This window comes from Flavobacterium xueshanense (assembly GCF_900112975.1).
GTDB lineage: Bacteria > Bacteroidota > Bacteroidia > Flavobacteriales > Flavobacteriaceae > Flavobacterium > Flavobacterium xueshanense.
In genome coordinates, this window is record NZ_FONQ01000024.1 from 1 (window position 1) to 17390 (window position 17390).

At 33.2% G+C, this 17390-nt stretch carries 17 protein-coding genes and 3 pseudogenes; 1 reads left to right on the top strand and 19 read right to left on the bottom strand.

Translation table 11 applies throughout. The features are described from left to right. Window positions 1-696: 696 nt before the first annotated feature. Window positions 697-876: a hypothetical protein gene (locus BMZ76_RS15205; RefSeq protein WP_091209022.1), complete on the top strand. Its 180-nt coding sequence runs from the start codon at window positions 697-699 to the stop codon at window positions 874-876. 62 nt (window positions 877-938) lie between these two features. Here BMZ76_RS15205 and BMZ76_RS16550 read toward each other — a convergent pair. The 19 genes and pseudogenes from BMZ76_RS16550 to BMZ76_RS15280 all read right to left on the bottom strand — a co-directional run. Beyond that, a pseudogene (locus tag BMZ76_RS16550) lies at window positions 939-998 on the bottom strand (heavy metal-binding domain-containing protein); the annotation flags it as partial. Window positions 999-1354: 356 nt separating this feature from the next. Beyond that, the gene (locus BMZ76_RS15210) at window positions 1355-1945 is read right to left on the bottom strand and encodes a membrane or secreted protein (protein ID WP_091209027.1); all 591 of its coding nucleotides are present in this window, start codon (window positions 1943-1945) and stop codon (window positions 1355-1357) included. Window positions 1946-2200: 255 nt separating this feature from the next. Beyond that, window positions 2201-2389, bottom strand: a complete 189-nt coding sequence (locus BMZ76_RS16555) for a universal stress protein (protein ID WP_091209030.1) — start codon at window positions 2387-2389, stop codon at window positions 2201-2203. A gap of 203 nt (window positions 2390-2592) precedes the next feature. Continuing rightward, on the bottom strand, window positions 2593-2700 hold the full coding sequence (locus tag BMZ76_RS16245; protein WP_235832096.1) for a heavy metal-binding domain-containing protein: 108 nt from the start codon (window positions 2698-2700) through the stop codon (window positions 2593-2595). A gap of 506 nt (window positions 2701-3206) precedes the next feature. Further along, window positions 3207-3542, bottom strand: a complete 336-nt coding sequence (locus BMZ76_RS15220) for a four-helix bundle copper-binding protein (RefSeq protein ID WP_091209114.1) — start codon at window positions 3540-3542, stop codon at window positions 3207-3209. Window positions 3543-3748: 206 nt separating this feature from the next. Then, window positions 3749-5975 (bottom strand): annotated as a pseudogene (locus BMZ76_RS15225) (multicopper oxidase family protein). After that, on the bottom strand, window positions 5957-6157 hold the full coding sequence (locus BMZ76_RS15230; RefSeq protein WP_091209034.1) for a hypothetical protein: 201 nt from the start codon (window positions 6155-6157) through the stop codon (window positions 5957-5959). The pseudogene BMZ76_RS15225 and the gene BMZ76_RS15230 overlap by 19 nt, the downstream one beginning before the upstream one ends. A gap of 4 nt (window positions 6158-6161) precedes the next feature. Continuing rightward, the gene (locus BMZ76_RS16560) at window positions 6162-6317 is read right to left on the bottom strand and encodes a heavy metal-binding domain-containing protein (RefSeq protein ID WP_396230413.1); all 156 of its coding nucleotides are present in this window, start codon (window positions 6315-6317) and stop codon (window positions 6162-6164) included. 60 nt (window positions 6318-6377) lie between these two features. After that, entirely contained in the window at window positions 6378-6863 is a 486-nt protein-coding gene (locus tag BMZ76_RS15235; protein ID WP_244281836.1) for a DUF305 domain-containing protein, read from the bottom strand. Window positions 6864-6889: 26 nt separating this feature from the next. After that, window positions 6890-7759: a DUF2911 domain-containing protein gene (locus BMZ76_RS15240; protein WP_091209042.1), complete on the bottom strand. Its 870-nt coding sequence runs from the start codon at window positions 7757-7759 to the stop codon at window positions 6890-6892. A gap of 47 nt (window positions 7760-7806) precedes the next feature. Further along, the gene (locus BMZ76_RS15245) at window positions 7807-8517 is read right to left on the bottom strand and encodes a PepSY domain-containing protein (RefSeq protein ID WP_091209045.1); all 711 of its coding nucleotides are present in this window, start codon (window positions 8515-8517) and stop codon (window positions 7807-7809) included. Between the two features lie 24 nt (window positions 8518-8541). Then, window positions 8542-8760, bottom strand: a complete 219-nt coding sequence (locus BMZ76_RS16250) for a GDCCVxC domain-containing (seleno)protein (protein ID WP_244281837.1) — start codon at window positions 8758-8760, stop codon at window positions 8542-8544. Window positions 8761-8811: 51 nt separating this feature from the next. After that, window positions 8812-9141, bottom strand: a pseudogene (locus tag BMZ76_RS16255) (MerC domain-containing protein); the annotation flags it as partial. 2 nt (window positions 9142-9143) lie between these two features. Next, window positions 9144-10382: a hypothetical protein gene (locus BMZ76_RS15255; RefSeq protein WP_091209053.1), complete on the bottom strand. Its 1239-nt coding sequence runs from the start codon at window positions 10380-10382 to the stop codon at window positions 9144-9146. Between the two features lie 45 nt (window positions 10383-10427). Then, a complete protein-coding gene (locus BMZ76_RS15260) occupies window positions 10428-11642 on the bottom strand; it encodes a heavy metal-binding domain-containing protein (RefSeq protein ID WP_091209057.1) in 1215 nt (404 codons plus the stop codon). Beyond that, window positions 11639-12892 (bottom strand): heavy metal-binding domain-containing protein, encoded by a 1254-nt coding sequence (locus BMZ76_RS15265; RefSeq protein ID WP_091209060.1) that lies wholly within the window; start codon window positions 12890-12892, stop codon window positions 11639-11641. The genes BMZ76_RS15260 and BMZ76_RS15265 overlap by 4 nt, the downstream gene beginning before the upstream one ends. Window positions 12893-12894: 2 nt before the next feature. Continuing rightward, window positions 12895-14148 (bottom strand): TolC family protein, encoded by a 1254-nt coding sequence (locus BMZ76_RS15270; protein ID WP_091209064.1) that lies wholly within the window; start codon window positions 14146-14148, stop codon window positions 12895-12897. Continuing rightward, entirely contained in the window at window positions 14135-16072 is a 1938-nt protein-coding gene (locus BMZ76_RS15275) for an efflux RND transporter permease subunit (RefSeq protein WP_091209069.1), read from the bottom strand. The genes BMZ76_RS15270 and BMZ76_RS15275 overlap by 14 nt, the downstream gene beginning before the upstream one ends. Window positions 16073-16085: 13 nt before the next feature. Then, window positions 16086-17384 (bottom strand): efflux RND transporter permease subunit, encoded by a 1299-nt coding sequence (locus BMZ76_RS15280; protein ID WP_091209073.1) that lies wholly within the window; start codon window positions 17382-17384, stop codon window positions 16086-16088. Window positions 17385-17390 lie beyond the last annotated feature (6 nt).

The window sequence follows — 17390 nt, forward strand, 5'->3', positions numbered from 1 at the left end:
TTAAAAGCTCGGTCATAAATTTTACGCACTTGTTTCATATGTTAAAATTAAGGTTTTATTCTTAACTTTTTATGCAGGTAAAGTTAGCAAGTCCATGGTTGCATCTTTAAATAGACCATAAATTCACACTAAATTATTAAGTTATGATGATTTATCATTAAATATAGTGTTTTTTAATGATGTAAATTATTGAGTATTTGTATTTGGTTTAATGTAAAAACTTAGACGACAACTATGAAAAAATCAAAACAATATCGTGCGATCTTCAATCACACTCCGTGTAAACTCTTCGGTACTATCAAAATCAAGTTGGCAATCATTACCGCATTCATGTCCCTGCTGATGCTTACTTCCTATCAGAATTAAGAAAAAAAAGAGAAACAAGTTCAACGGAACCACCCTCAACAAAAGGAATAAGAAAATAGAGAGCATTTACAATTATTGGATGAAATTCAAGAATGGTTAAAGCAGGAATTGTGCGAAAAATACAATCAGCCATTATCTTTCGATACAGAGAAACAACTTGCACAAGGTAAAAACATATTCACAATATATTGTGTAATTTGTAACAGTAATAACGGTAAAGCTGATGGTCCGCGAGTAGTGACATTATAACCTAAGCCAGCAGATTTTACTGAACCTCAACATTCGTTATTTTATTCAAATCAGGGACGAATATACCTCATAAAAAAAGGTATGAAAGGAACTGCAATGGAAACATGGGAAAACACTTTGAGCGAAGAAGAGATCCTTTATGTCTATGCGTATGTAAATTCTCTTAAAAATTCAGACGAAATGATGGAACACCACGAGCAGAACAATTCAAATGAAAATAACCGAGCTGCTTTTAAAAGTAATGGAGAATATTTCAAATAGAGAAAAGCAATTGTAAACATTTTTTGAACGGATTTAGTTACCAATTTTGCTTTCTCTTTAATTAAATTCATACCGCATTTGGGACATTTTCCCGGTTTAGTGGCATGAATTTCAGAATTCATTTAACAAGTGTTGGTTACAAACTGCGTCTAGAGAATATCCATTTTTTTGAAAATTCTCCTTCTGTTTTTATTTTCTGCATACGCAAAGGAGCTCTCAGCGAGTATAAATGCTGATGCTACTATTATTCTCGTTTCTATAATTCTAAATTTTGCATTTATCACTTTCTTCTTCTGAAATTGTTGGCTCCTATAAAGAATATTAAAAGAATAATTACTATAAAAACCCACCAAAACATGTGCATTCCCATGAAAGAGTATTCCCCCATATGCATTTCTCCGTTGCCGTTATCCAACATAATTTTATAGTATTAAGGTTAAATAAATTATTAATGATGCGCTTTATTATCTTCTTTCTTTTACTGTTTTTTATCCATTCTTTTCATATTATTCATGTCCATTTTTTCTTTTTTCATTTTCTCCATCATTTTCATCATTTTCTCATTTCCCATCATCTCCTTGCACATTCCAGACATCATCGCGTCATCGCCTTGTGATGATTCTATCATTTTTGACATCATGTTTTTCATCATTTCTGGATTATCTTTCATCCCTTTCATCATTTCTGACATCATGCTTTTCATCATTTCAGGATTTTCTTTCATCATTGCCATCATTTTAGCATGATTTTCTTTCATCATTTCTGGATTCTTCATCATCATCTCTGACATCATACTTTTCATCATTTCCGGATTTTCCTTCATCATTCCCATCATTTTCGCATGACTGTCCCTCATCATTTCTTTTTCCTTCTCCTGCATCATCATCATACCGCTTTTGCTATTCATAAGTATCCCCATCATCTCTTTTGACATACTTTCATTATTAGCAATCTCATTCATAATTTCCATTCTCTTATCTGATTTTGAGAGAACTTGGTTTGTTGACTGGCAGGAATATAAAAGACCAATTAAACCAATCGATAATGCAACTTTTTGTACTGTTTTCATAATATTAAATTTATTTTTTAAACATATTAACTGTATAAAGGTGTGCGTTTTACACTAAAAAAACATTGTTGAATCTTAAAAAAAAAATATAATTACTTTCTTTTATCAATCAATATAATTTAATAAAAAAAGGACAGCCTTAAACGAATTCTATTCTTTATTAAAAGAATTTAATTCCTTACTTTAAACTATTGTCACTGTTTCATTTTATTTTCGTAAAATCTCCACAGAACACTCTACATGTATTGCTCCCGCTCAGTAAACCGAGCCAAGCAGAAAGACCTCTATAGCTCCATGACAATGAGAACCAACGATAATCAAATCAGTACCGAACGTTTCAGCTGCTTTAAGTATTACACTTTTTGGAGAGCCACAAATAACCATTGTAGTTACAATTAAAGCCGGATTTTTATTACGCAAAATTTTCGCTGCATTTTTAATAATTTTTGCTGCGTTTTTAAAAGCGTTACGATCAACTTCAGCATACTATTTATGTGAAACTCCCATTTGCTTAAGAGTATTTTTTAACAATATTCTTTCATAAACAGAACAATACACACTTCGGTTTTGGCTGAAAAATGGTTTGTTGGTAATTTCATTAATTACTAATTTACTATATTTTAAACCATCAGTTGCTAGTAATATTTTTATTCTTTTTCCTCTACTAAATTCATTCCGCATTTGGAACATTTTCCGGGTTTGTCCGATGTAACTTCTGGGTGCATTGGGCAGGTGTACGTTTTTTGAGTTTCCATTTTCTTTCTATTTTATTGTTGTTTGTATTTGTTTTATTTGGACATATCCGTATTTTTATCTATACCAATCATTTTTTATGATTGCATTTTTTTTACCTTCGATCATATCCGTCATTCTAAGTTTATCTTTCATCAATTTATAGATTTTAGAGCTCATGTAGCAACAGCTTTAGATACTTCCATAATTTCAGTTATCATTACTTTCAACCTATTTTGATTATCCTTCATCATTTCATCAAATTCTGGTGATTTATCATCATTTTTGCTTTATTACTATTCATCATGGCTTGCACATCTTTAGACATATCGCTATAATTGGGACTAATATCCTTAAATATTTTTTCCTTTCTGAATTTAAAAGAGTTTGATTTACATCAGTTTTGGATCGCCCAGAAATAAATAATTAATATGCTTTTTTATACCGTTTTCGAAGTATGTAATTTTTATTCTTTAAAATCTCTTAAATAATTCCTCTAAACGAAACTTAATCTAAGAGATTTGAATACTTACATTTTACTCATATTACTACATTCAACAGCACATTTTCGACAGGCTTCCGCACAATTTTTGCAATGCTCCATATGTGCATGTTTTTCACATTCTTCGGCGCAGGCAGTACAAATTTCAGCGCATAACTTACAGATTTTTTCCGCAAACTCACTACCGCTTGCCATAGCCTGAATTGCAAATAAACAAATGGCTGCACAATCATGATCTAGTTTTATGCAACGCGCTAGCATTTTTACGTCTTGCTCATTTAAGCATTCACTTTCGCAATGCGAACATTCTACTGCACATTCCAAACATGCATCGATACACTCTTTAAATTTTTGATGACTCATCTTTTTTACCTTTAAATTGCGAATTAGTTTTCGCATCTTAAAGGTAGCTTTTTAACTTGAAAAAGTATTGTGAAATTTTAATATAAATTATATAATTCACACATTATCAGGAATGTAATTTGATTTTATAAAAAATGTAATTGCAAAATAAAGACACTTGTCTTTTAGAACAAGTATCCTTTCTACAAATTTAAAATTTGAGTTTCTTAATAATTTAAAGTAGCACCTAATCCAATTCTCATATCACTATCATAGTGTGTATTGATTCTAAAATTTATTTTGATAATATAACGTAAGCCCGCCATATATTCTTTGTTGGTGTCCCACATTAAACTCGTTCGTAATCGTTTAGAGACTGGGATATCTTTTCGTTCAAACTGTAAACGCACATTTCAATCAGTAAACACTTCGGCTTGTGCCATTATAAACATTGGTAAAGTCCAATTAACCCCTGCGCTAAAAATAGCTCTCTTGTCTTTGGTATTGGTTTAACCAAATAAATTTCTTTCTTGCTCGTCTACACCCATTTTTCTGTATCTCCAATCAAAACCGATAAAAGGCATTAACGATTGCATTTTTCCAATGTATCTTCCAATATCGGTTTCGGTTTCATAACCGTGATAATCGTTGTATCCCAATCGCCATTTGGTGCCAATACTCCAACGTGTACTTTGATACATTGCTTCTCCATCGTTCCCGTTTGTTTCAAAATCATTTTCTGCCATGAAGTGAAATGCTCTATCGTCAGCAAACAATTTGCGTTGCGCCAATTTAGGGTCTGGGATTAATGAATTTGCAGGGGAGTTTTCATAACAAAAAACCCTGTCTATTCCGCTCATCATGTGATATAAAATATGACAATAAAAAAACCAATCGCCGCTGTCGGTGGCTGCAAATTCGAGCGTATCAGTTTCCATTGGCATGATGTCAATGATGTTTTTCATTGAAGCGTAATCTTATTGTCCGTTGCTTACCCTAAAATCATGTTCGTGCAAGTGCATTGGATGGCGCATCGTAGAATTGTTATGAAGTATCATGCGTCCGATTTCTCCTTTTTTGATTAAGATTTTATCACTTTCTGAAATTACTTTGTTATCAATACTTCAAACATAACGATTCATATTTCCGGTAAGTTCAAACTTTAATTCTTTTACTGGTGCATCTTTAGGAAGGGTTGTCTTAATTGGAGATTTCATCATGGCATTGTTCAAGGTCAAGATATCAGAATGAGAATTGGAATCATATTGATTGTCCATGCCGTGCATTTTATGGTCGCCCATATTCATCGCATCTTTTTTTTTATTGCCCATATTCTTATCTTTCATTTCCTCTTTTTTCATTTCCATTTTATCTCCGTTCCTATTCATGCCTGGCATTTTATAGTCGCCTTTTTTCTTTAGCTCGCCAGTTATTTCCGGATACATGACTACGTTCATGTCCATTTGGTTAAGCGACATCTGCATACCCATATCGTCTAGATCTCCTTTCATTTTCATCATGCCGTTCATCATCTTCATTCCTTCAAAATATTTTAACTTGGGTAGCGGAGCCGTTAATTGCTTTAAATCGTCGCCTAAATATAATAAGGCTGATTTTGTATGATCTTCGGATGTAACTAAAAATTCATAGGCAGTTTTATCGGCAGGAATGGTAACGAAAACATCGTAGGTATCGGAAACCGCAATGATTTTCTGATCTACTTCAGCTGGTTCTATATCGTTACCATCGCGTGCTACAACTGTCATTTTACCTCCGGCATACGTACGCCAAAAATATGTAAAGGCACCACCATTTGATATACGTAATCGCACTTTATCGCCTGCTTTAAATTGTGAAAGTTGGCTTTCACTTTTTCCGTTTATTAAGAATTTATAGTAGTACACATCGCTCACATCCATCGCGTTAATTCGTTTCCATTCGTTATTAAGTTTGCTTTTAAAATAGCCGCTTCTTATAGCCTCTGTATAACTCTGGGTTGTTCCTTTTTTAATAGTAAATCAATCCGAAGCTTTATGCAGCATTCGATGTACATTATTGGGATTCATATCAGTATACTCACTTAAAACTATGGGCACGGTGGGAATGGCAAGTTTCTTCTCTTTTATTCATAATAAAAGAACCTTACATTCCTATTTGTTCCTGTCAAACGGTATGACTATGGTACCAATGGGTTCCGTGTTGAATAATTGGAAGTTTATAAAAATGTGTAGTATGCGGTTTGATTGTCATTTGTGTATGGTTTGGCACACCATCTTTTTTGTTAGGTAAAAACAAGCCTTGCCAATGGAGAGAAGTTTCTTCGTTTAGTTCATTATAAACATAAATTTAAGCGATATCGCCTTCCGTAAACGTAAGTCTTGGGATTCGTATTTGTCCGTTTATTGCAATGGCTCTTTTAGGTTTACCCGTAAAATTTACAATGGCGTCTTGCACATATAAATCGTATCGAACTGTTCTGGCGGTGTGTTGTTTACAATTGTCGTTATAAAGTCTAAGTTTGCTTTTGGCATATCCATTTTGCCCATCTCACGATTTTGAGGGGCCTCATTATTATCCGTTTTCATATTGTCCATGTTGTCCTTCTTTTTAGAAGCCGTTTTCATGGGAATTTGCATTTCATCATCCGCATTTAGGGCATTTTCCCGGTTTGTCAGCGTGAATTTCGGGGTGCATAGGGCAGGTATACGTTGTGGGCTGCACCTTTTGCGTCTTTTCTTTTTTTGACATATTCATACCTTTCATATCCTGTGCTTGGGCTAAGGAATAAATAGACATAATGAATATTAATACTATAATTTTTTTTAGTTTAAAATTGATTTACTAATTCTTTTACAGTTATTTGTCTAATTCTTTGAGCTTTGCTTTCATCTGTTCAATCTCCGTTTGTTGGCTGGTAATAATATTTTTAATTAATTCCTTTATTTCAGGGTCGGTAACCGATGACTCTTTACCCATTAATATTGCTGCAGCATGGTGTGGTATCATTGATTTTAAAAATTCTTTATCCCCAACTGCCGTCTGTTGCCTAATACCTGTAAAAAATAGAATTAAAGCAATAAAACCAGTGACAACCAGTGAAATATTTAATTTCTTATTTCCGTACATGCTACCCATTACTAGAAGTTCAATTATGAGCATCGGCATGGTCATCAGTCCAGCCATGTAAAATTGGTTTATATTGGGTACTACATTGGCAAAAACATCTACCATTGAATACATTAGTATGTACATAGCTATAAATGATACCACTATCATAATCGCTAATTTCTTGTACATAGTCAAACTTAATTCTTTTGAATGCTCTCCTGTTGTGTGTTTCATTTCCATAATTTTTGATTTAAATTAATTTATTTTTTCAATAGCAATTCCAATTCTAAAATTTGTTTTTTGAGTGATTCTGCACTTTTCATTTTTTTTAATTCTGCTATTGATAAAGCTTTTTTACCTGCTTCAATTGCACTTGGATAGTCTTTTAGTTCTGTTGCGATTTTTTGTCTTAAATTTGGATAGTAAAAATTTTGCGGATCTAATTTCTCGGCTTCAATAAGCCAAGCTATTGCTTGTTTATAATCTCTGTTTGTACTGTAATAATAGTTTGCTGCTTGAAATAATAAATTAGAATCAAGGGTTTTTTCTTTAATGATGTTTTTATCTATTACTGCTAAAATAGTTTCATCTGCTTTACTTTTTAATGGAATTTTAATCATTGAATTTTCCCATATTATTTTTAGAAACCCCTCCCCTTTACTGTTAATATCATTTATTTCGATTGTAAATGTTTCATAGAAATTGGGTATGCTTTCTACTGGAACTGTAAAACGAAAAACATCTTTTTTGGCATCGTATCCGGTTTCTCCATGTAATGTCGTATCTGTATTTACAATTATTGTCCATTCCTTTTTTGAAGGTATTGTGAATATTGAGTAACTACCCATTTTTAAAGTAGTATTTCCAAATACAATATCTTCGTTGGTGGTTATTGAAGTACAATCACTGGCACCAGTTCGCCAGAGTTTTTCAAAAGGCACTAATTCACCAAATATTTTTCTGCCTCTTGTTAGTGGTCTGCTGTAAGAAACTTTGATTATTGCACTACCCAATTCTTGTTCAAATGATGCAGATGGACTTGCAGAAGTTAGTTTTATTTGAACTTTTTCTTGTGCCGAAATTACTAATGCTTGTAAAATAAAGAAATGTATTAGAATTACTTTTTTCATGGTTTTTAATTTTAAATTGATTTTATGGTTTGTTGTATTATTTTAAATTATTTTTTTATTTTCTTCCAAATTTTTCTAATGGTAGGTGAAGAGATATACCAAAGTAAAAAACCACTTAAAACAGTTATTAACCCTAATAATGAAAAAATTCTTAGAACAATATTATTCATATTGTCTCTACCCTCATAATCCATAGTATGGGTCATCCATAAAAAATCAAACCATCTCCAATCACGGTGTCTAATCGTTTGAAAAGCGCCATCATTTGCTGAAATATAAACCTTTAAATTATTTGGTTCTTGGTATGAAATAACATAGGCAGGTAGTAAATGCTCTCTATATTCATGGTGTTTCCCTACTTCCTTAATAAGTTGTATTTCTTTTACTATTAAACCTGATACAATATTTTTATCTGCAATTGTTAATGCTTCTTCTTTAGTGATGCCTTTGTTCAACTCCCCTGTTTTGGCATTATAGAGCATCTTCTCATTAACCCAATAAAAAGGCTCTTTATTAATTGCTCTTAATTCTATAGATTGAATTGCTATCGAAGGATAAAGAAGCGAAGGACTTATTAAACCCGAAAACGACTCGGCAACAATTCCTTTTTTATGAAATTGCATCCCATGAATGTCATCAATGTTAGTCCAACTAAAATACAAACCGCTAATGGTCCACATTAAGAATTGAAGACCTAAAAATATTCCTAAATATCGATGGGATTTTCTAATCCATTTTACTTTTTTTCCTTTAATCATTTAGTTCATTTATTTAGATTGGCATTAACAACAACTTTCACCCGCCTGTATTGATGGACATTTAACTGTACCATAACTACAATAAACACAACAATCGCCTTGTTTGGGTTTTAATATGAGCTTACAATTCTCGCATTCATAAAAGAATTGACAAGCATCTGTAGGCATTATTTCGTCTTTTTTATGTCCGCAATTGGGACAATTCAAAGTTGATTTTAGTTCCACTTCCCCACCGTTGTAGATTATACAAGTGTTACAAGTATTGTACAATTTATTTCTATAATAATTTACTCCAGTTGCTATCAGCAATCCAAACATACCTATATAAATAAAATATGGGTTGCTGTTAAAATAGTATCCGTAATAAATTAATAAAACCGATGGTACCGCTATCAATAAAGGATAAACACGACGATGTTTGCGATAAGAAATGATTAATCCTATAACAGAAATTAAAACCATTACCAGAAATATCCACATTGTCCACCCCCCAAACAACTCAAAACTACCCAATCCAAATGTTGATGCTCCGAATGCAAAAAGGGGAAAACAGCAAGGTGAAAATAGTGCTGTTGTAAACAGACCGATCGTTCCCAATTTGTCTATGCTATTTGTTAATTTCATTTTTAAATTGATTTTGCTATTTTTTCTATAATGGAATAATCTGAACCAAATTTACAAATCGCATCACATTGACTTCGCAATTCTGAAAACAGTATGTATTTAATATTCATTTTTGAATTTTTAATCACTGGTCTGTTTAATTGTTGAATTACATCTTTTTCGCGACTGTCCGGAATGATGATATAGAAGACTTTTTCTCCGTTTGAAATACTAAAATATAAATCGGAAAGGCGTAAAATACCAGAATAAATACTGGTGCTTTTTTTTACTTCAAAAGCACCGATGATTTTGTTTGTTCCTTTTTTAAACCAAAGTACATCAATGAGTTTAATCGTGTTTTGGGTGTCTTTGTCCGTTGGTAATTCTGGAAATTTACTAATTGATATAAACGAAAAACTTTGACCATTGAACGCTTTACTTTTATCATTACTGGCTGGTGTAACATCATAACCCAATGACACTCCAATTTTAAGTAAGTGGTACTGCATTTCGTTAGGAAGATTTTCTGCTAATTTTTCTTCCTGAATTTCTTTTTGTCGTTTTATGATGTTCTTTTCAAACCGAGTACGTTCGTCTTCGCTTAAATATTCATCATTACCAATTAACATTTTTTGGGTTCCAATTTCAAAACACAAACCCGAAATCGCTCCTAAATCATTTGATAATTCAGATTTATGTTTGCAATTGGTTTCTATTATTGTCTCTCTAATTTTTAAATATTCTGTCCAACTTCCTAACTTCTTTTTGTCCTTGAATAGAAAATTAAATCCGTTGAGAATTGCCGCCTTAAATGGCGGAAACCAAGTGGGATGCAAAAAATATAAAATACTCGCTACCGCTGGACCAAAACCTTTTATTTTTAATTTATTCAATTTTACGATTTCTTTTACAACTTGTGCTTCTGTTTTGGCATTGATGCAGTTTTCGAGAAATTGACCGAAAGCAATTTTATTGTTTGGTTTTTCGTAAATATCCGGAATTCGCAATTTTGGTTTCCAATAAAAAGAATGTGCCACTCTTACAAAAATTTGTTTTTGTTCTGCAATACAACTCAACACAAATTCTAAACCACTCCCTTTAAAATCATTTGGAAAAGTCTTGTTTTTGATATCGTCAATGACTTGCAAACCCACTCTACGAATGGTTCGAAATGCTTTAAGCCTTTGGTAGTTATCGACAAACCAAGTATTATAAACACTTTCGCTTTTGTATTGTTGGACTATTTGAGTAAGGTTAGTCATCTTTACTTTTAGGTATAAGTTTGCTTTTAATTTTTACACCTACTATTACATTTCCATTCCCGCCATAGGATCATTTCCTTTACGAAATTTGTATTCACTGTTTATGGCATAGGCCCCGGTAATCACTACTTTTTTGGTTGGATCCATTTCCGATTTAATTTCAATCATCCCATTAATTTCTAATCCAGTTTCTACCATTAGGCTTTCAAATACTCCTGATCTTTTTTCAATCCAGATGTAAGAAGCGTTTTCTTCTCTTATGACCGCATCACTGGGTATAAATACGCCTTTTATATTGGATTGTGTCAATCTTGCAATTGCCTGCATCCCGGGTTTTAACAGCAAATTTTGATTAGGTATTTCCATTCGAATTAAAAGCAGTCTGGTATCTGGATTTATTTCAGGATTGATGAAGGTAATTTTTGCAATGATAGATTTATCAGGAAAATCAGTGAATGAAACTGTAGCGTTTTGTCCAAGGTGCATGCTTTTTGCATAATTTATATTTACCTGTGTTTCGAGCCAAAGACTATTTAAATTTGCCAATTTAATTATACCAGCACCCTCCATTGCATAACTGCCTTCTGTTGCTATTATCTCTGAGATAGTTCCACTGCTATTACTATAGAAAATAGTGTACGGAGAAATTTCTTTACTCGATTTTATAGTTTCAATTTGGGCATTGGATAAACCGTAGAATAATAATTTTTGTTTGGCAGCAATAAGCATCGTACGTGCATTTTTTCCAAAATCACCCGGCATGGTAAGTTGTTTGTATGCTGTGAAGTAATCTTGTTTAGCAATAGCAATATCTTCACTGTACAATTGATATATTGGTTCATTTTTAGCAACGTAATCTCCTACTGTTTTGAAGTATAATTTTTCAATTCGCCCCATTGCTCTGGCAGAAATGGTATTAATTTCCTCTTGATTAATTGTTAAAACTCCTGTATAGTTTTGCTCTAAACTGCTTTGAGTTGTTGCAATAGTTTGCATGGTGATGTTCCCCAATTGCAGCTGCTGTTTACTCAAGCTTATCTCATTTGCAGCTGTGTCGTCACTTTTCATAGGCGTTAAATCCATATGACAAATGGGACATTTCCCTGGTTTATCTTCTTTTACTTGAGGATCCATAGAACAAGTGTAAAAAGTAGTTTCTTTACTATTATGGGCACTGTGGTCATCTTTATTTTTGGTATTGCAAGCCATAAATACGGTAAGTAGTAGTGATAGCATGCCTATTATTTTTATCGTTTTCATAATTTTTCGGTTTTAATAAAGCTTTCGCTATCAATTAAATATTGTGCATTTTTAGCGAGGGTATCTTCAACAGAAATTCCACTGATGATTTGAATAAAATCATCTATTTCAATTCCTGCTTTTACTGCAGTTGCTTTAAAGCCATTATTCATTTTTATAAAAACTATTTTCTTGCTGCCAATACTCACTACTGCTTGTTTTTGTAACCAAACGGCTTTCGTCGGATTTGTTTTTACAATGCCTTGTAATCGCAGACCGATGGGGAATTTTAGTTTATTGTTGTTGAGGTATACCCTAATTCTATTGGATTTATCTGCTGGATTAAACTGAGTTTCAATAAAATTTATTTGTGCATCAATGAATTCATTTTTGTCTAATTCTGTCGCAATTTTGATAGATTGATTGGTTTTAATTAGACTATTGTATCCCTGGCTAACATTAAAGATGCCCCAAACTTTATCGGTATTTACTAATTTAAAAACGACTTCTCCCTTTTTTATGTAGTTACCTTCCTTTATATTTAATATTTCGGTATTGTAACTTGCACTTTGCATTGTCGAATTGCTTGTATTATCCATTTTTTCTGTTCCTTGAACAATTCCAGAAGCTGGACTGTAAATTGAAACTTGAGGATTTACTTTTTTGGAAGAAGACAATGAATTTATCTGACGTACAGACATTCCGTAAAGCAATAATTTTTGCTTTGAGGTTTTAATTATTGAGGTATTATCGGAATCATTGGAAATTAAATAAATAAAATTTTGCTGTTCTGTCAATAATTCGGGGCTGTATAAATCAAATAACTTCTGTCCTTTAGCTACTTTTTGGTACTTGTAATTGACATACATTTTTTCTATTCTTCCACTTATTCGAGCAGCAATATTTACGGAGGAGTTTGGATCGTATGACACTATTCCGGGTAAGTTTATCTCACTGCTTAATGTCGTGTCTTTGGCTGTTGTAGTTTGATAATCCCCAACGATAAAATTATCAGTAGGTTTCAACAGATTGTCAATAGAATTGTCTTCCTCAGCCTGGCTTTCTGTTATTTTTTTTACCAAAGTCATTCCGCAAATAGGACAGTTTCCCGGTTTATCTCTGATGATTTGAGGATGCATCGAACAAGTATAAACCTCGTTTTGATGTTCCATTTCCGAATGACTATCTGATTTTATTGTAAAGAAATAGACAGCAAATCCTAAACTAGAAATTACGATTAAAATTAAACTATATTTTAAATATTTATTCATAATTATTTGATTTCTAGTTGTTTTTCAATTTCTACTTGTGTGCTTAAAATATTTTGTAACTTATCCAGAGCATCAATTTGCGCCATATTTAATGCTTCCCAAGCATCCAATACTACAAACAAATCTCCTGTATTATTTTGCCACGACAATATTGCTGTATCATAATTTCGTTTTAAGGCAGGAATGATATTTTTTTCAGCAATATCATATTGTTTTTTTAGGTTTATCAGTTCGGTATTCATACCCGAAATCATTCCTGCTGCTTCATTCAAAATCATTTGCTTTTGCCAGTTTAGACCTTCATTCTTAATTTTAAAACTGTTGATATTGGCTTTATTCATTTTTGTTGACCAAGGCATTGGAATAGTAATCATTCCCATCAAAGAGAATTGTTTTGGCTGTTCTCCAAAGGCAAACATATGGTCATATTTGACACCAAATTCTGGTAATAATTTTGCTTTTTCGGTTTCAATTTTTAATTGATTTAATACCATTGTTTTTTCAATAGCTTTGACATCACTTCGGTTTTGAGAAAGTGAAGTTGTATCAGTTTTTATAGCATAAAAATCATTTAATTTATACGTTAGATCTATTTCAAACGAAGTGTTTTTATCTCTTGCCATCAATGTATTCAGCATAATTCGCTTCTGGGAAATGTCGTTTTGTAACATTACAATCATACTTTCTAATGCACCGTATTGCGATTTTGCTTTGTAATAGGTTGGCAATTTATCCATATTGTACTGGTAGCGTATTTCCATACTTTTTATCATATAGCCTAAGAGCAATAAATTATCATCCGCAATTTTTATTTTTTTATTTAAAACCAACCATTGGTAATAATTTGTTTTTGCGAGTGCCTTTAATTGATTAATTGTGTACTCTTTATTTTCTTTTTCAACCGATGACATTGCGTTCATGTAATTGAAATCAGACTTAAGTTTTCTGGCATTCGGGATCATTTGTGTAACGCCCACCATGTAAGATCCCATACCAGGAGACATTTCACTTGCTTTCCACATTTTGGTATTATAAGGTGTCATAAAAAAACCCGTTTCCACTTGTGGTGCCATCCAACTTTTGGCGCCTTTTGCAGCAGCATCCATACTTTGAATATCAGCATCATACATTTTTAGTTGTGGATTATTTGTTTTGATATTCGTCAAAACAGTATCCAACGAAAGTGTTTGCGCCACCATATTAGCAGTACTTAAAATCAAACAGCTTATTGCGATATAATAGTTATTCTTTAACATTTATAAGTTCTATTTTGCCTTTTGTTTTTAATTCTCGAAGTTTCACCATCTCAAAAACTATAGGGGTTACTAATAATACATAAATTGTAGAGGTAATTGTACCCCCAATAAGTGGAACCGTAATTGGCAGCATCACATCGGCACCGGTTCCTGTTGCCCAAAGAATAGGGATTAATCCAAATAAGGAAACGGAAACGGTCATCAATTTTGGTCGCAACCTTTTGGCTGAACCGTCAATAATGTACTGTTTCAAAATTGCTTCTGTAATTGTTGCGGCACTGTTCCCGTGTTTTTCTACCATTTTATTCATTGCTTCATTCAAATAAATAGTCATTAACATCGCGGTTTCGATTGCCATTCCAAACAATGCTATAAAACCAACTGCAACGGCTACTGATAAATTGATTCCATAAAAATAGACCATAAAAATCCCACCAATTAAAGCAAACGGTACGGTTATCATTGTAATCAGTGCTTCTTTCATGGAACGATAAGTGAAGTAAAGAATAAGGAAAATAATGATGACAACTACAGGTAAAATCAGGCGTAATGTTTTATTGGCTCTGATTTGGTTTTCCCACTGTCCGCTCCACTCCACATAATAGCCTTTTGGCATTTTAGTAATCATTGCATTCAATTTTTCTTGTGCTTCTTTTACTGTACTTCCTAGATCACGATCTCGTACATTAAATAGTACACTGCCTCGTAGCATTGCATTTTCGCTATTTATCATTGGAGGACCATCGCTTATTTTTACGTCGGCAACGGCTTCCAATGGAATAGGACCAAACTCCATTGTTTGCACTTGGAGTTTTTTTAATGCCTCAATACTATTTCTGTATTCTTGAGCATATCTTGCATTTACAGAAAATCGTTGTCTTCCTTCTATGGTTGTAGTAAGTTTCATGCCGCCAATTGAGGCTTCTACCACGTTATTTATATCATCTATTGTAAGTCCGTATCTGCCGATAGCCTCTCTTTTTGCCTCGATATCGATGTACTTTCCGCCAGTAATTGGTTCCGCATATAAATCTTTTACGCCAGAAGTACCTTCAAGGGCTTTTTTTATTTTTTGAGATAAAACATTGATAGTGTCTAAACTTGCTCCGTAAATTTTTATTCCTACATCGGTTCTAATACCAGTAGAAAGCATATTAATCCTATTAATGATGGGCTGTGTAAAACCATTTGTAACTCCTGGAATTTGAAGTTTATTATTTATTTCATTAACAATATCTGCTTTGGTTTTGTCTTCTCTCCATTCGTGTTGGGGTTTTAGTAAAACAATAGTTTCAATCATGCTTATGGGACTGTTGTCGGTTGCTGTATTAGCGCGTCCTGCTTTTCCTAAAACATGAGCCACTTCGGGTATCGATTTTATCAATTTGTCTTGCACTTGTAAAATTCTTTTTACCTCAGAATTGGAAACATCGGGTAATGTTACAGGCATAAAAAGCATGGAACCTTCATCTAGAGGGGGCATAAATTCGGTCCCTAAACGGGTAAACATCAGAACGCCAATCAGCAGCGCAATTATATTTATACCCAATACTGTTTTCCTCCATTTTAAACAAAAAATTAAAATAGGAGTATAAATGCTTTCCAGTTTTTTGTTAATTGGATTTTTGTTTTCTGGACGAAGTTTGCCTTTAAGCAGAAAACTAATTAGTACTGGAGTAAGGGTAATGGCTAAAAAAGCATCTACTATAAGTATAAACGATTTTGTCCAGGCCAATGGGCTGAACAATTTACCTTCCATACCCGTTAGAAGAAATACAGGTAAAAAGGAAGCGATCACAATGAGTGTTGAATAAAAGACACCCGGGCCAACTAATTTTGAAGATTTTTCTATAAGTTGTAACTTTTCTTCAGAAGATAAGGGGTCGTGTTCTTTTTTGAATATATTTTTTATTTTATCTATCATTTTATTTTATCTATCATTTTATTTTCGAATTATTCTGATTGCTCTCCATTTCTTCCTGTTTCTCCGAAATTGTCCTATAGGCATTTTCCACCATTACAATTCCGTCATCGACGACGACACCGATAGCTAATGCAATCCCAGTTAATGACATAATATTAGATGATATCCCAAAGGCTTCAAGCAAAATAAAGCCAATAGCCACCGATATAGGCAATTGTATTAAGATAATTAAAGCACTTCGCCAATGAAAAAGAAAAAGTAGTATAACAATTGAAACAACAATCATTTCTTCAATTAAAGTTCCTTTCACCGAAGCGATAGCTTTTTCAATCAATTCACTTCGGTCATAAGACGTTTTAAAAGAAACGCCTTCAGGCAATCCTTTTTCAACTTCTTTCATTTTTAATTTAACCGCTTTTATCACTTCATCTGCATTTTCACCATAACGCATGACCACAATTCCTCCTACAACTTCACCTGTTCCATTTTCGTCAAAAATTCCCAAACGCAAATCGCCACCCATTTGTATCGAACCAATGTCTTTTACTTTTACCGGAACGGAGTTATAATTTTTAACAGCAATTTCTTCTACATCTTTTATGTTTTTTATGTAACCCAAACCTCTCACTATGTAAGACATGTTGCTCATCTCAAATTTTCGACCACCAACATCATTGTTATTTGCTTTCACCGCATTCATTACTTCCATCATGCTCACATTGTAGTACTGCATTTTCAGTGGATCTAACACTAATTGGTACTGTTTTTCAAACCCACCAAATGATGCTACTTCAGCCACGCCGGGAACAGTTTGTAATGCAAATTTTACGTACCAATCTTGCAACGCTCTTTGTTCTCCCAAGTCCATACCGTTAGTTTCTAAATGATACCAAAAAATATGTCCTACTCCAGTTCCATCTGGTCCTAATGTGGGCACTACGTTTTGAGGCAACAATCGCTGGGCATAATTTAATCTTTCCAACACACGAGTTCTTGCCCAATATATATCGACATCATCTTCAAAGATGATATAGACGAAACTCATCCCAAACATAGATGAGGCACGAATATTTTTGATTTTTGGAATTCCTTGTAAGTTGGAGACCAATGGATAAGTGACTTGATCCTCGATGACCTGTGGACTTCTTCCCATCCATTCTGTAAATACAATAACTTGATTCTCCGATAAATCAGGAATGGCATCAATAGGGTTTTGTTGCACGCTGTAAATACCCCAAGCGAGTAAGCAAGCTGAGACGAGTAAGACTACAAATCTGTTTTTTAGTGAAAATGATATTAATTTTTCTACCATAATATT

Excerpts from the sequence above, each read along its gene's own strand:
- BMZ76_RS16245 (WP_235832096.1), bottom strand. The coding sequence starts at position 2,700 with ATGGAAACTCAAAAAACGTACACCTGCCCAATGCACCCAGAAGTTACA.
- BMZ76_RS15230 (WP_091209034.1), bottom strand. The coding sequence starts at position 6,157 with ATGCAAATTCCCATGAAAACGGCTTCTAAAAAGAAGGACAACATGGAC.
- BMZ76_RS15270 (WP_091209064.1), bottom strand. The coding sequence starts at position 14,148 with ATGTTAAAGAATAACTATTATATCGCAATAAGCTGTTTGATTTTAAGT.
- BMZ76_RS15220 (WP_091209114.1), bottom strand. The coding sequence starts at position 3,542 with ATGAGTCATCAAAAATTTAAAGAGTGTATCGATGCATGTTTGGAATGT.
- BMZ76_RS15210 (WP_091209027.1), bottom strand. The coding sequence starts at position 1,945 with ATGAAAACAGTACAAAAAGTTGCATTATCGATTGGTTTAATTGGTCTT.
- BMZ76_RS15205 (WP_091209022.1), top strand. The coding sequence starts at position 697 with ATGAAAGGAACTGCAATGGAAACATGGGAAAACACTTTGAGCGAAGAA.
- BMZ76_RS15245 (WP_091209045.1), bottom strand. The coding sequence starts at position 8,517 with ATGATTAAAGGAAAAAAAGTAAAATGGATTAGAAAATCCCATCGATAT.
- BMZ76_RS15280 (WP_091209073.1), bottom strand. The coding sequence starts at position 17,384 with ATGGTAGAAAAATTAATATCATTTTCACTAAAAAACAGATTTGTAGTC.
- BMZ76_RS15240 (WP_091209042.1), bottom strand. The coding sequence starts at position 7,759 with ATGAAAAAAGTAATTCTAATACATTTCTTTATTTTACAAGCATTAGTA.
- BMZ76_RS15235 (WP_244281836.1), bottom strand. The coding sequence starts at position 6,863 with ATGAAACACACAACAGGAGAGCATTCAAAAGAATTAAGTTTGACTATG.
- BMZ76_RS15260 (WP_091209057.1), bottom strand. The coding sequence starts at position 11,642 with ATGAAAACGATAAAAATAATAGGCATGCTATCACTACTACTTACCGTA.
- BMZ76_RS15255 (WP_091209053.1), bottom strand. The coding sequence starts at position 10,382 with ATGACTAACCTTACTCAAATAGTCCAACAATACAAAAGCGAAAGTGTT.
- BMZ76_RS15265 (WP_091209060.1), bottom strand. The coding sequence starts at position 12,892 with ATGAATAAATATTTAAAATATAGTTTAATTTTAATCGTAATTTCTAGT.
- BMZ76_RS15275 (WP_091209069.1), bottom strand. The coding sequence starts at position 16,072 with ATGATAGATAAAATAAAAAATATATTCAAAAAAGAACACGACCCCTTA.
- BMZ76_RS16560 (WP_396230413.1), bottom strand. The coding sequence starts at position 6,317 with ATGTCTATTTATTCCTTAGCCCAAGCACAGGATATGAAAGGTATGAAT.